This window comes from Stenotrophomonas sp. TWI1151 (assembly GCF_039673135.1).
Taxonomy (GTDB): Bacteria; Pseudomonadota; Gammaproteobacteria; order Xanthomonadales; family Xanthomonadaceae; genus Stenotrophomonas.
The window spans coordinates 1-14,245 of sequence record NZ_JBDJLA010000010.1; the positions used below are offsets into that span (position 1 = coordinate 1).

General features: G+C 66.4%; 12 protein-coding genes. 10 read left to right on the top strand and 2 right to left on the bottom strand.

Annotation, left to right across the window (positions count from 1 at the left end):
* The first annotated feature begins 118 nt into the window (after window positions 1-118).
* Window positions 119-1,084 (top strand): thiamine-phosphate kinase, encoded by a 966-nt coding sequence (thiL, locus tag ABE422_RS12655; protein ID WP_313219993.1) that lies wholly within the window; start codon window positions 119-121, stop codon window positions 1,082-1,084.
* A gap of 79 nt (window positions 1,085-1,163) precedes the next feature.
* On the opposite strand, the gene ABE422_RS12660 is transcribed toward thiL, so the two are convergent.
* Both ABE422_RS12660 and ABE422_RS12665 read right to left on the bottom strand, forming a co-directional pair.
* Complete coding sequence (locus ABE422_RS12660; RefSeq protein ID WP_346483095.1) at window positions 1,164-1,886, bottom strand: molecular chaperone; 723 nt, start codon at window positions 1,884-1,886, stop codon at window positions 1,164-1,166.
* A gap of 76 nt (window positions 1,887-1,962) precedes the next feature.
* On the bottom strand, window positions 1,963-2,475 hold the full coding sequence (locus ABE422_RS12665) for a fimbrial protein (RefSeq protein ID WP_070471763.1): 513 nt from the start codon (window positions 2,473-2,475) through the stop codon (window positions 1,963-1,965).
* A gap of 460 nt (window positions 2,476-2,935) precedes the next feature.
* On the opposite strand from ABE422_RS12665, the gene ABE422_RS12670 reads away from it, so the two are divergent.
* From ABE422_RS12670 to ABE422_RS12710, 9 genes are all read left to right on the top strand, one after another.
* Window positions 2,936-5,380 carry a fimbria/pilus outer membrane usher protein gene (locus ABE422_RS12670; protein ID WP_346483096.1) on the top strand — a complete coding sequence of 815 codons (2,445 nt, stop codon included), beginning with the start codon at window positions 2,936-2,938 and terminating at the stop codon, window positions 5,378-5,380.
* A 32-nt stretch (window positions 5,381-5,412) separates the two neighbouring features.
* The gene (locus ABE422_RS12675; protein WP_346483097.1) at window positions 5,413-5,922 is read left to right on the top strand and encodes a fimbrial protein; all 510 of its coding nucleotides are present in this window, start codon (window positions 5,413-5,415) and stop codon (window positions 5,920-5,922) included.
* Between the two features lie 64 nt (window positions 5,923-5,986).
* A complete protein-coding gene (locus ABE422_RS12680; protein ID WP_346483098.1) occupies window positions 5,987-6,988 on the top strand; it encodes a fimbrial protein in 1,002 nt (333 codons plus the stop codon).
* 141 nt (window positions 6,989-7,129) lie between these two features.
* Window positions 7,130-7,795: a hypothetical protein gene (locus tag ABE422_RS12685; RefSeq protein WP_346483099.1), complete on the top strand. Its 666-nt coding sequence runs from the start codon at window positions 7,130-7,132 to the stop codon at window positions 7,793-7,795.
* 63 nt (window positions 7,796-7,858) lie between these two features.
* The gene (locus ABE422_RS12690; protein WP_346483100.1) at window positions 7,859-8,839 is read left to right on the top strand and encodes a hypothetical protein; all 981 of its coding nucleotides are present in this window, start codon (window positions 7,859-7,861) and stop codon (window positions 8,837-8,839) included.
* 198 nt (window positions 8,840-9,037) lie between these two features.
* Complete coding sequence (locus tag ABE422_RS12695; protein ID WP_313209317.1) at window positions 9,038-9,772, top strand: CS1 fimbrial subunit B flags: Precursor; 735 nt, start codon at window positions 9,038-9,040, stop codon at window positions 9,770-9,772.
* 113 nt (window positions 9,773-9,885) lie between these two features.
* Window positions 9,886-10,389, top strand: coding sequence for a CS1 type fimbrial major subunit (locus tag ABE422_RS12700; RefSeq protein ID WP_313209319.1), 504 nt, complete (start codon window positions 9,886-9,888; stop codon window positions 10,387-10,389).
* Between the two features lie 92 nt (window positions 10,390-10,481).
* Window positions 10,482-12,953, top strand: coding sequence for a TcfC E-set like domain-containing protein (locus tag ABE422_RS12705; protein WP_346483101.1), 2,472 nt, complete (start codon window positions 10,482-10,484; stop codon window positions 12,951-12,953).
* A 21-nt stretch (window positions 12,954-12,974) separates the two neighbouring features.
* Complete coding sequence (locus ABE422_RS12710) at window positions 12,975-14,186, top strand: hypothetical protein (protein ID WP_346483102.1); 1,212 nt, start codon at window positions 12,975-12,977, stop codon at window positions 14,184-14,186.
* Window positions 14,187-14,245 lie beyond the last annotated feature (59 nt).

The following is a 14,245-nucleotide window of genomic DNA, read 5'->3' on the forward strand; positions in this document are numbered from 1 at the left end:
CCACCGGGAGTCTGAGGTTGCCGGCCAGCGGCCGGCACTACCGACAACCGCGCGTCGCGCGGCACGAAAAACCGCCCCACCGCGCACTGCGCGGCACGCACAACCGCGGGAGCGCCCCATGTCCCTTGCCGAATTCGCCCTGATCGACCGCATCCGTGCCCGCACCGCCGAGCGCGACGACGTGGTGCTCGGCATCGGCGATGACGCGGCGCTGCTGCAGCCGCGCCCGAACGAACAGCTGGTGGTCACCGCCGACACGCTCAACAGCGGCGTGCATTTCCCGGCCGAGACCATGCCCTTCGACATCGGCTGGAAGACCCTGGCGGTCAATCTGTCCGACCTGGCCGCGATGGGCGCACGCCCGGCCTGGTGCACGCTGGCATTGTCGCTGCCCGACGCGCACCCGGACTGGATCGAATCCTTCGCCGACGGCTTCTTCGCGCTGGCCGACGAACACGCCATCGCGTTGATCGGCGGCGACACCACGCGTGGTCCGCTGTCGCTGTCGGTCACGGCGATGGGGCAGGTGGCACGTGGCCAGGCGCTGCGCCGCGACCGCGCCCAGGTGGGCGATGACATCTGGGTGAGCGGCACACTCGGCGACGCCGCCGGTGCCCTGCAGCTGTGGCAGCGCGGCGAGTTGAACATCGCCACCGCCACCGTGCTGGGTGATTACGAAACACTGCGCCTGCGCCTGCTGCGGCCGACCCCACGGGTGACGCTGGGCCTGCGCCTGCGCGCCTTCGCGCATGCCGCCGTGGATATCTCCGACGGCCTGCTGGCCGACCTGGGCCACATCACCACGCGCAGTGGCGTGCGTGCCGAAGTGGATGCCGACGCCGTGCCGCTGTCACCGGCGCTGCGTGCGGTGCTTGGCCGCGACGCCGCGCGTGCGTGTGCCCTGCGCGGCGGCGACGATTACGAACTGTGCTTCACCGCCGCCGCCGACCAGCGCGAGGCGCTGCATGCCGTAGCCGAATCGCTGCGCCTGCCGCTCACCCGCATCGGCCGCATCGTGGACGGGCAGGGCGTGCAGTGCGAAGGTGAGACTGGCCCGGGCGGTTACCAGCATTTCGCGGAGTGAGTTGAGCAGCCGGGCAGAGCCCGGCTCTACGTAGGTCGTTCAGCCGGCAGAGCCCGGCGCCACGGTCGCGATGCGGGTGTTACGGGATGCTCACGGTCGCCTGCTGGTCCCGCGGCGTGCCGTAGTCGTCCAGCCACTGGAACGTCACCTTCGCCGGCATCGACGCACCCGCCGGCAGCGCATAGCGCACCTGCTGGCCCGGGGCGATCATGTCCACCTCCACCTTGCGGCCGTCCGCCAGCGTCAGCGTGCTCAGGGTGACGTGGTAGGCGGTAGGGTTGGTGACCTGCAAGGCATTGCCCGCACCGGTCCATACCAGCGCAGCCGCGGCATCGCGGGCGTTGCCGGGCAACCCGGCGGGACGGTGAAACAGCTTCACACGCGTGCGCACGGCGAATTGCAGCAGATTCTTGCCTGCGGCATCGGTCGGCTTGGGCGGAATGTCCAGCAGGTTGAAATAGAACACCGATTCGCGGTCGGTTGGCAGCGGTGCCTCCGACGGGCGCGGTGCATAGGTAATGCGATAGGCCTGGCCCTGATGCGCCTGCAGCAGGCGCGGGTCGGCCGGGGTAAGCCGGAACGGCGTGCGCACGTTCTCCGGCCGGGCATGACTGTCACCCGCGTCCACCCACACCTGCACCATGGCCGGCTGGTCGCCACCGTTGCTTGCCTTCACTGTGACGTCGCGACCCTTGCCTGCGTCGTGCACGATGCGGGTGCCTTGCAGCGTAACCGCGGCCAGCGAGGCATGGCTCGCCAGCAGCAGCGTCACCAGGGCGAACGCCCGGGATGTAATGCGCATGTTCATTGCTCACCTGCTCCAGAAGAAAGTGCCGTACCTGCCGCACGTGCGGCAGGTACGGCGAAAGGGCGTTGAGTTACTTGTAGAGCACCACGAAATCACCGGAGGCATCGGCCTTGCCGGCCGTTGCGTCCTGGCCCGGCGAGGCGTACCACGCGCTGTAGTCCAGCTGGCCTTTGCCGTCGGCAGGAATGACCACCCACTGCGTGGGATCTTCACCGATCTTCTGGTGCGCACCGGCGGCGTCGTACAGCGCAACGCCCACGTTCTGCGCGCCGCCCGGAGCGACACCCAGGTTGCCGGTGCTGCCATGCGGCGTGCCGCCAAAGCGCACACCCACCTCCTGGGAACTGCCCGAACCGGAGCAGTCCAGGCCGATGCTGAAGTTCTTCTGGCCGGCACGGGTGTTGGCGTTGACCGACTTCAGGTCGACCTGGCCCATGGCCACGGTGATGGTGCCGCCGGTGGAGTCCACCGCGCAGGTGGAGGTCATCAGCTCGCCGGTGATCTCCAGCTTCTCGGCCATGGCCGACGGTGCGGCCGTGGCAGCCAGCAGGGAAATGATCGCTACATTCAATTTGTTCAACATGATCTGCACTCGGGTTGGAAAATACGAGGAGCGCAGTGTCGTTCCAGACATATCTCGGAACCATGCAATAAGTTGCAAACGATAGGCGGTGTCTTAAATGGCCGCCGTTTGTACAGGTGGCGTTCAATGCACGGCGCACCGTGCCCGCGCGTGACACCTATAGGGAATCCGCCGCATTTCAAAAACTGCAGATCGGGTGACGCTGAAAATGAATGCGCTTGAAACTTAGATAGGCAAAATCTCTCTAGTTCCAAGGGTTGCATTGAGCATTGCAACTAATTGCATGGGATGACGCGCGGTAGACCCCTACGCTGCGACCCCTCATCCACAGGGCGATGTCGGTTTCAGCCGACGTCGAATGATCGTCGCCATGAATGCATGCTCGCCAGTCTTCGCTCCGCCTCGTCGTCGCACGCGCCACTGCCTGGCAACGGCTATCGCCGTCTCGCTGGCATTGGGTATGGTCGCGCCAAGCCGGGCCGATCCGCTCGACGGCCTGCAGTTCAGCGAAGGGTTCCTGATCGGCGGCGAGGCCATCGACCTGCAGCGCTACGCGCAGGGCAATCCGATGGCGCCAGGCGTGTACCCGCTGGACCTGGTGGTCAACGGGGCGTTCCGCGAAAGCCGCGACATCACCTTCGTGCCGGGCGAACAGGGCGCCGTGCCGTGCCTGCCGGTGGCACTGGTGCGCGAACTGGGTCTGAAGGATGCCTACCTGACGCCACTGGGTGATGATGCGTCGGCCTGTGTCGACCTGGTGGCCATCGTGCCGGGCGCCACGGTCAGCTTCGACAGCGGCGCGTTGCAGCTGCTGGTGACGGTTCCGCAGGCCGCACAGGTCAGCACCGCGCGTGGCTACGTGGCACCGGCGCAGCGCGACTATGGCGTCACGGCAGGATTCTTCGACTACAACGTCAACCACAATCGCAGCCAAGGGCAGGACAACACCTACGCCAGCGTCAATGCGGGCATCAATCTGGGTGCCTGGCGGTTGCGCCATCGCGCGTCGTTCAGCCAGGGCACGCACGGTTCGCGACACGATGTGATCAGCAGCCACCTGCAGCGCGACCTGCCGTGGCTCAACAGCCAGCTGCTGATCGGCCAAAGCAACACCGGCGGCGAGTTGTTTGAAAGCGTGGCCTTCAGCGGTGCACGCGTGGCCACCGACGAGCGCATGCTGCCCGATTCGCTGCGCGGCTTCGCCCCGGTGGTGCAGGGCATTGCCGAGGGCAACGCGGTGGTCACCATCCGCCAGAACGGCCATGTCATCCATGAGGTGACCGTCGCGCCGGGGCCGTTCTCCATCGAGGATCTGTACCCCACCAACTTCGGCGGCGACCTGGACGTGACTGTCACCGAAGCGGACGGCCGGACCCAGCGCTTCAAGGTCAGCTTCTCGGCCGTGCCGCAGGCGCTGCGCCCCGGCGCGAGCCGCTTCAGCGCCACCGCCGGTGAACTGCGCGCCTCCCGTCGCGGCGGCGAGGACCTGCGCTTTGCCGAAGGCACCTACGCACGCGGAATCAACAACCGCTTCACCGCATTGGGCGGCGTACAGGCCAGTGAAGGTTTCCAGGCGGCATTGGTCGGCGGTGCGGTGAACACGCCGATCGGCGCGTTCGGTGCCGACATCACCCATTCGCGCGCACGCCTGAGCAACGGCGAGCAGGTGACCGGCAACAGTGTGCGGCTCAACTTCCAGCGCTATGTTGCCGCCACCGGCACCAACTTCGGCCTGGCCGCGCACCGCTACAGCACGCAGGGCTATCTCACCCTGACCGACTTCGCCGACGCACGCAGCGACGACTGGGGCTATGGCCGCCGTGCGCGCCAGCGCTACCAGGTGAACTTCTCGCAGCGAGTGGGCGAGCGCAGCACGCTGTCGCTGAGCGGGGGCCATGTGAGCTACTGGGACAGCGCCGACCGCCAGAACGATTTCCAGCTGCGCTTCCAGAGCACCTGGGGCCGCGCCAACTACGGCATCTCCGCGATGCGCTACCAGTTGGGCAACGGCCGCCAGGACACCCGCTATGCATTCAACGTGAGCGTGCCGCTGGGCCGCAGCCCGAGTGCGCCGCGCCTGAGCAGCCAGGTCGGGCAGTCCGCTGCCGGTCACCAGGCGCAGCTGGGCATCAACGGCACGCTGGGTGAGGACCGCGCACTGAGTTACAGCCTGTCGGCCAGCGATGCCAGCAACGGCCAGCGCAGTACCAGTGCCTACACCACCTACCAGGGCGGACGTGGCACCTTCAGCGCGGGGTATACCCGTTCCGGCGACTACAGCGCGGTGTCGGCCAGCGCGGCCGGCAGCGTGGTGCTGCATGGCGGCGGCGTCAACCTCGGCGCCCCGGTGGGCGACGGCTTTGCGTTGATCCAGGCCGAGGGTGCGCATGGGGCAAAGGTCGGGTACGGAAGCGATACCCGGGTGGCGCGCAATGGCTATGCGTTGCTGCCGCACGTCAGCCCCTACCGCTGGAACCAGATCGACCTGGACCCGTCCGGCCTGCCGCTGGATGTGGAACTGCTGCAGACCTCGCAGCGTGTCGCCCCCACCGCCGGCAGCATCGTGCGGGTGGCCTTCAACGCCAAGCGCGAGCGCACGCTGTTCATCGATGCCACCGACGCGCTGGGCCAGCCCCTGCCGTTCGCCGCCCGCGTTGAAGACGAGGCCGGCCGCGCATTCGGTGCGGTCGGGCAGGGCGGGGTGATCCAGTTGCGCGGCGCGCCGGCGCAGGGCGCCCTGATCGTCGACCCCGACGGCGCGCAGCGCTGCCGCCTGGAATACACCACCCCCGATGCCCCCGATGCCTACGGCCTGTCGTGGAGCCCGGCGGTCTGCACCCCGCTGCCTGCGCCCAGCCCGGGTCTGCAGGCCGCACTGGAAGCGCCTGGCGAATCCTCGTTTTGAGTTCCCTTTCCTCTCTCTATCTGGAGTTCCGCATGCACCTGTTCAACCGCATCACCCTGTGCACCGCCCTGCTGGCCGCCGCGCCGCTGGCCGTGGCTGACACCAAGACCCTCACCATCACCGGCCGGGTGCTGCCCGGCACCTGCACGCTCACCGCCGCGCCGATCGCCCTGGACCCGGTCAAGGCCAGCGACCTCACCCCCGGCGCGGACAGCCAGATCAAGGCCGGCGCGCTGGAGTTCAATGGCTGCGTGGGCGTGAGCAAGGCGGTGCTGTCCTTCGCCGGCACCGCGGCCGATGGCGATGCCGAGCGCTGGAAGAACACCGCCGCCGCCGACGCGGCCAGCGGCGTCTCGATCTCGCTGTTGTCGGGCACCACCGGCAACACCTATCTGAAAGACGGCGACACCGGCATCGATGTGCCGGTGACCGGCGACACCGCGCGCTACGACCTGCGCGCGGCGTACCACGCGCCGACCGGTTCTTCGCTGAGTGCCGGCGATGTGTCCACTGAGATCGTGGTTACTGCTGACTACGAGTGAGTGATGGCCGTACGCGCGCGATGTGCGCCGGCCACTGGCTATCTGCTGAAATGGAGATCGTTGTATGTCTGTCCTTGTCCGCACCTCATCTACCGGGGTATCGACGCGCATGTCGCTCCCCGCGAAACTGTTCACTTCACTGGCACTCCTGCTGACCGCTGGCGCCGCCGTTGCCTGTGAGCAATACTCGGCGAAGCCGGACGTGCTGCTCGACACCGTCTATACGTCTGCTCCGACTGGACCCAATGTCTTCATGGCTGAGGAGCGAGGCCGGGTTGCCTATCAAAAATGCGCGCTGCCCGGTGGCATCGTTTCGGTCTTCGTGCGCCTGGAGGTTCCTGGCTTGACCTACGTCGGGGACATCCAGTACGAAGGTCGTACCTACGCATCCTATGCCACTGCCACCGACTCAGCGCTGCTTGCCTTCGATACCTTCTCGAACTTCCTTGATCGCAGGCCCGTGCGTTTGGGCGAGGAACTGGAGCTGCCGTATGAAACCTTTCCAGGAGACGTCGCGCAGAACACCATCAACTACACGGCGCTGGTCTTCTCGCGCGGCGGGCGCATGCGCACGTCCAGCGTGCGGACCGGGCAGGTGTCGCTGCGATCGCCGGCACACCCTGAGCTTGATGTGACATCGGCCTACTATCTCGCGCCCCAGTTCCCGGCCGTGACCTGTCCGCTGCAGGATGTCTCGGAAACGCTTCAGGATGTCCAGTGGGCAGAGTTGCCCACGCCGGGCAGCACTGCCAAGGAGAAGCCGGTGGCGGTCCGCCTGAGTTGCGGCACGGATGCGCCGCGCGCGCAGATCACCCTGACCGATGCTGGCGACCCGACAAATTCGGGAAGCCAACTGACACCCACGGCTGATTCAGATGCCAAAGGTGTGCGGGTGCAGCTCCTGCAAGCGGGGAGTGAAGTGAACTTCGGACGTATCTGGAATTTCGAACCGGGTGTTGGCGGAACGCATGACATTGCATTCACCGCTCGCTACATCCGGACCGATGAGCCGTTGATGCCTGGTCTGATCAAGGGGGAGGCGGTGCTCAATGTCGACTACTGGTAAGGCCGTGTAGCTCGCCCGTGCAGATGATGCGCGCGCGGCAATTTCCTGCAGGTACCCGAATGTTGGCGATTCTGCAACAAATTGGATGGCATGGCACAGCGGCAACGGCGAGGATGGTCCGATCTTCGCTGAGGCGCCAGCATGAAACTTGAGCCCATTCGTTCCACACGTTTCTCTCCACCACGCCGAACCCACGTGCCCCGCGCACCAGACGTGGACAACGGCGGCAACAAACAGGTTTTGCGTGGCCCACTCCGGCTGGCGGCCGCGCTCCTTGCCGGTGCGCTGATGATCTCAGGGACGGCAGCAGCATGCGAGCACTACACGGCGTATCCCGACGTTGTGCTCGATTCGTTCTATGCATCTGCTCCGACACAACCTCGGATTTTCATGGATCAGGAGCGCGGGCGCTTGGCAATGAGGAAGTGTTCGTTCCCCGGAGGGCCGAGTCCTGTCATCGTGCGTCTGGACATCCCGGGATTTACCTATGTGGGTGAACTGCAGTACGAGGGCAGAACGTATGCGTCCTACGCCACCTCGGCCGATTCGGCGCTGCTGGCCTTTGACGTGTACTGGAATGCTCTCGACCGCAGGCCGCTGCGCTTGGGTGAGGAGATGGAAATGATGTACGAAACGCGCCGGCGATGGCCTGCAATACACCGTCAGCTACACGGCGCTGGTGTTCTCGCGCGGCGGACAGATGCGCTCGTCCAGTGTCCGCACCGGAGTCGTCTCGCTGCGGTCGCCGATGTACCCTGGCTTGGACAGCAGTGCGTACTACTATCTTGCGCCTGCTTTCAGCCCTGATCTGCAGGGAATACGCACCGGCGGTAGCGGCGAGGGAGAATCGACTTCCGCCGGGGAAAATTCATGACGCTTGCCACGGTTCGTCCCGCGCGCCTCTGCCTGTTGTGGGCAACCGTCACGGCCAGTGCGCCGGTGCTGGCCTGCACCGCTGTCAATGCAATGCAGCATGAGCTGTGGGGCGACCGTGGCATCGCCCAGGAATCCACAGCCGACGTACTACTGGATGGGCCGCTGTCAGCGCCAACGGTGTCCCGTTTCACCGGCTGCTCGCCAGGTGCTCGCATACCGGTCCTCATCCGCCCGTCGATGCCAGGACTGACCTACATCCGTGACGTCTTCTGGTCGGGTCAGTGGTACCCGGCCTACGCGTTCAGCGCGTCATCGCCGTTGATTGCGTTCCGCGTGCTGCGGCTTCCTTCGGCCGGCGGCAACCAACCGGTCCCGCTACGAATCGACCAGTCGACAGAGACCACGATCGAAACCGGATTCGGCCGTGTCGCCGAGCCAATGCTGGGTGTGGTTCTGTTTTCACGCGGCGGGGTGATGACGGAGGTGCCAGCGTTCGGCGGCAGTGTGGAATTCTCGTTGAGAGACAATCCTGCCGTATTGCTGCGATACACCGTGGAGCTGAAGATCCGTCTGCCACACCTGCCCTGCACGGCAAGCGACGCTGCGCTCGTGCTGGATCCGGCGCAGGCTGTGGATCTGTCCACACCAGGTGCCACCACAGGAACCCGCCCGCTGGAGGTCGTTGTGAACTGCAGGTCGGCGGGTACGCCGTTGAACCTCACCGTGGCCGATATCCATGGCGACAGCGGCGAGCCCGGGCAACTGGTTCCCACCACCGATTCGGTGGCCCGGGGGGTGCGTCTGCGCCTGCTGAGAGCGGGGGCACCCGTGCGGTTTTCCAGCCGCTGGCGGCATGGCCTTTCCGCGGCCGGTCAACAGCGTATTCCCTTTGAGGTCCAGTACATCCGTACGGACGCTGCCTTGGTGCCCGGGCGCCTGCAAGGCGAAGCAACGCTGACCCTCGACCATCGTTGAGACGGGAATGCCCATATTGCTGTAGCGGCTCATGCCGCCTGCAGTTGCACATCACATACTGGGCAGACCGCGGCAGGCCATATCGCATGGTGATCCACCGCATCAATGCAATCGATAGATATTTGCATTTGCAACTAATTGCATGGCCACCCAGGTGGTCAGTGCACAGACTGTGCGCTCTCCAACGCGAGCTGCGTCATGCCCCGCTTCCTCATTGCCCTGCTGTTGTCCACGCTCTGCTTGCCGGCCGCCGCCGCGACACCGCAGATCAGCGTCGGGCCGCTGTTCGACTACCTGGAACCCACCCACAGCAACCTGCTCAAGCGCATCCGCAACACCGGTGACGCCACGGCCTACGTGCGCGTGGAAGTGACCCAGATGCACTTCGATGCGGAAGGACAGGCCAGTGAAACGCCGGTGGACGGCGCGGCGTTGGTACGCAACGCCCCTGGCGCGCACGGTGTCATCGCCAGCCCCAGCCGCCTGATCATTGCCGGCAACGGCCAACAGGCCACGCGCCTGGTCTATCGCGGCGCACGTGACCAGGAACGTTATTACCGGTTGCGCTTCATCCCGGTGGCACCCAGTGCAGAGGAATTCTCGCTCAGCGAAGAACAGGCGCAGGAAGCGGCGGAATTGAACGCGTCCATCCGCATGTTCACCGGGTACGGCACGATCCTGTTCATCGCGCCGGAACACGCGCACTACGACACCCGCCTGCAGGATGGCCGCGTGTACAACCACGGCAACGCCACCGTGGTGCTGGACAACCTTCGCCAGTGCGAGCGCGCCCGCCCGGACACCTGCACGCCCGGCATCATCGTCCACGTCCGGCCCGGGCGCTCCTACGCGCTGCAACTGGCCGACGGCCAGTTCACCCGCTACGACCTGAAGGAGGGCGACAGCCAGCGCGGTATCGATTCGCGCCGCTGACCGTTCCGTTCCTCCCGCTGTTCATGCCCCATCGGGTCCGCCAGGCACCCGCCGGGGGTGCTGTGCCCATGTCCTGGCGTCTTGTATCCATCCACTCTTCCTGGAGCAACACCATGTCCTTGAAAACCTACGCGTTGGCGGCCGCCACCGCCGCGCTGCTGGCCCCGGCGCTCAGCCACGCCGCCATCGAAACCAAGTCGATTACCGTCAACGTAACGGCCGATGTCCCCAACACCGCCGGTCTGCAGGTGTCCACGCCCGATGGCTGGGAAGGCCTGCCGCAGAACCTGCCGTGGGACACCGCGCGCCAGGTGTTGGGTGAGCTGACCGGTCGCGTCATCAACGTCAAGTCGTCGGCCGCCATCACCGCCTACCTGTCGGCCCCGGCGCAGATGGCATCCGCTGCCGATGTCGTGAACCTGGTGGTGAAGCTGGACAACGTGACCGTGCCGGCCACATCCGCATCGAAGATCACCGTCGCCAATGCGGCGCAGGCCGCGGCTGGCAAGTCGGTGGCGTTTGCGGTCGCCCCGACCGTGCCGGCCGGTGGCTACAAGCCGGGCAGCTATGGCGGCCAGTTCCACATGATCTTCGAGAGCGATATCGCCGATCCCTGAGCCCTGCAGGCGTTCCCTGCCGCATCCACCGATGCGGCAGGGAGGCCGGAGAACGCACCATGTTTCCCAGGCGCCCTCGCGCATGCCCGCCCTTGGCCCGGTTGACCGTCGCCATCGGTGCCATTGTCGTTGCCGCGTCCTCGCAGGCCGGGGGCCTGGCACCGGATGAGCTGCCCAGCCTTCTGGAACAGCGCGAGCACATGCCGGCGGAGTTCCGTGCGCATCTGTTCGGCAACCCGCTGACCGTGCGCGTGGAGCTCGATGGTCACTACCTCGGCGATGCCGAGGTAGTGCTGCACGAAGACAACCGCATGCAGCTGATCGGCTTTGGCGAAAGCCATGACAGCCCGTGGCCGCACACAGAACGCGTGCGCTGGGCCGAGCAGCTGTCCGAGCCGATCGCGCTGGGCGTGTGCAGCCCGCACTGCCGCGGCCTGGCCGCGGTGCATTACAGCCTGGCCAACTCCCTGCTCAGCCTGCTTACCCCGGCGGGACCGCAGGCCGAAGGCCGCCATATCGCGCTGCCGGACGCCGGCAGCCATGGCCTGATCGTACGCAACAGCCTGACCGTGCACGGTGGCCAGGATCAGCCCACCACGGCGCGCTACAGCGCCGAACTGCGGGGCAGTGTCGGCCACTGGAGCACGGTGGGCGGCTACCAGTATTACGCCCAGCCTGGCAGCCGTGAGCATTATCTCAGTGCGTTGTACGCACAGCGCGAGCTGGGGGACCACTTCGTTCGCGCGGGCTACTTCCTGCCCACCTTCGAGGGCATCATCCGGCAGCCGCGGGCGCCGGGGACGCAGAATGACACCGCCCTCGGCCTGATGCTGGGGTCGTCGGACGTGCTGCTGGCCGATACGCGCAGCCCCAGTGTCTACCCGGTCTATGTCACCGCCAGCCGCGAAGGCGTGGTGGAGATTTTTCGCGACGGCAACCTGCTGTCCACCCAGGCAGTGAAGCCGGGCATCCAGGAAATCGACACGCGGCGCCTGCCCGGCGGCATCTACGACGTCGAGTTGCGGGTGATCGAAGAGGGCCGTGAGGCATCGCGGGAAACCGCTTCGATCCACAAGCCCAGCCGCTGGCAGGACCCGTCGCGCCGCTGGCGCTACAGCGTCTTTGCGGGCCAGCAGCGTGGCCTGCTCGACAGTGGCCGTTCAACCCGCAACGGCAAGGTCACCGCCGGTGCGGTGGTCAATTACCTGGTGCATCCGCGCGCGGTAGCCGGGGCCACCGTTCAGCAGGTCGACCAGCGCCCGGGCGCGGGCATCTCCATGGACTGGCAGGCCAGCGACCGGTTCAGCACCTACACCAATATCTATACTTCCCGCGATGCCGGCCGTGGCATGGATTTGCAGGGGTTGTATCGCTACCGCGCCGGTTCGGTTGTCGCCAACCATGCACGCAGCTGGGCCGAGCAACGCCAGCGTGTTGTGCCCGGCCATGGCGCACCGCCTCACTGGCAATCCCACGGTGGCTGGCAGGACACCACGGCGGTGTCCATCACCCACCGCTTCAGTCACCGCGACAATGCCAGCCTGCGCGTGGCACGTAGCGCAGGCTTCACCCGCGGCACCGGCATTGATGTCTCCTACGGCCGTCGCGAAACACTGTTCGGCACGCAGGATGTGAACTGGCGCGTGTCGGCGTACGACCGCCCGGGCAGCCGGTTCACCCAGTACCGCCGCCAGCGCGGCATCGACCTCACCGTCAGTGTGTCGCTGGGCAGCGAACGCCGCAGCTACAGCGGCAGCCTGGGCAGCCGCACGGGCGAGGCCAACCGCCGCGACACCTATGTGACGGCCGCGGCGACCCAGCGCGTGGACGGTGCCGTGCTGCAAAGCGTGAATGGGCAGGTGAGCGTCGAGCGCGGTGGCGTGGGTGCCGGCGCCGGCGCCTACCTGCACAGTCCACTGTTCGAGGGCGACGTGCAGTTGTACCGCGGTGCCGAATCCGGGCACATCACCGGCACGGCCAACCTGGACAGCACCGTGGTGCTTGGGGGAGGCCGGGTTGCCGTGTTGGGGCAGGGCCGCAGCGGCAGCGTGGACACGGGCCTGATCGTGGATGTGCGCAGCGACTATCCCGATATCACGCTGCGTGCCGACGACAGCCGCGGTGGCGGTGTGGTGCTGCGGCCCGGCCGGAACTTCGTACCGGTCACGGCCTACCGTGCCGGCCACGTGCAGTTCGATTTCGACGGCCGCCATGCGCCGGCGGCGGCCCTGCAACCGGCTGCGGTCAACTACCACCTCAACAAGGGCGGGGTCCTGTACGCCACCATGGATGTGCTGCGCACCTTCACCGTGATGGGCCAGGTGCGCGATGGCGATGGCAACGGCGTGCGCGGCGTGCAGGTAATCAACCATGCCGGGCGCAGCGTCAGCCAGGAAGACGGCTTCTTCACCCTCGAACTGAGTGCACGTGCGCCAGTGGTGGAGCTGCGTTACCCGAATCTGGTCAGCTGCGTGCTGACCATGGAAGAAGGGCAGCATCCCCGCGAGGGCGATGTCCTGATGGTGGGCAGCATTGGTTGCCCGCGCCCGCTGGCGGGCCCGTGAACCCATTTCCGAGGAGATCCCGTGACCGCTGATGAACGTTCCATCGCCGATGCCGGCGCGTGCTGGCCCATTGCGTGGATGCTGGGGCTGTTGATGGGGCTGCTTGTGCCCGCAGAGGCAGCCGAGTTGAACATCACCGCCGAATTCCGTCCCTCCGCACTGGATCCCACCCATAACCGGTTCGTCAATACGACGCCCCAGTCCGGCTACTGTGCGCAGCATGCGAACTTCTGCAGGGCAGGCGATTTCACCATCAATACCGGGGTGAACGTAGCGCAGCGCCGATTGTTCGGCGGCGGCGATGATCCGCGCGAAAAATGGTATCTGGCCGTCGATGGGAACTGGCGGGACGTGGTTGTCCGCAACGCGAACCATCATGAGCTGAACGCGCGAATCCGCGTGTTCCTGGTTGGCATGCAGTGGGGGTTGCCATCTGACGGTACGGCGCCCGGTGCCAACGGCGCCGCAACCGGCGGCTGTAGGGGTCGACTCGGTGTGGGCTCAGGGCGCTTTTATCGCTATGCCTGGGACGTCGCAGACGCAAATGTCGTCTGCGTCCGCTCACCGAGAGCGGCCACCGACCGGGTGGCGTCCTACTTGAATTTCTCCATCGGTTACCACCTTGAAACACCCAACCCGCTGCAGGCCCAGGACGGCCAGTACACCGGCAGCGTCACCTACACCGTGGGCAATGGGCAGCAGATTGATCTGGGCCAGGGCGACTACTCGGATTCGGAGCTGACGTTGCAGTTGCTGCTGAACGTAGCCCACGACTTCAAGGTAGCGTTTCCCGCCGAATCGCCGCGCGTACAGCTGGCGCCGGAGGGTGGCTGGTCGCGCTGGGTCGACCACGGGCTGCCGCCCGCGCGCCTGCGCCAGGCGCTGCCATTCCAGCTGACGACGTCAATGGACTTCAGCATGAAGCTGCGCTGCGAACATGCGGCGGGTAGCCGCTGTGGCATCCGCAACCACGCCGATGACGTGGTGGTGCCGGTGGATGTCGACGTGACGCTGCCCGGCATGACCAACCTGCGTGATGGCCGGCCGGCGCAGTACACCGCGCTGTCGCCGGACGACGGGCAGGCACCACGCTTCACCCCGGACGGCTACCTGATGCAGCGGCGCTCGACGCTTCGTTTTACCGCCGAGGGTGATGCGGTGACCGAGATGCTGCGGACGCCCGGCTCACACTGGTCCGGCGACATCACCGTGGTCTTTGACGCCAATCCCTGAGCACACCAGACGACGGTCGCTGACGAAGCCCGGCGCGTGCGTCAGAGCGTCGTCGCGGT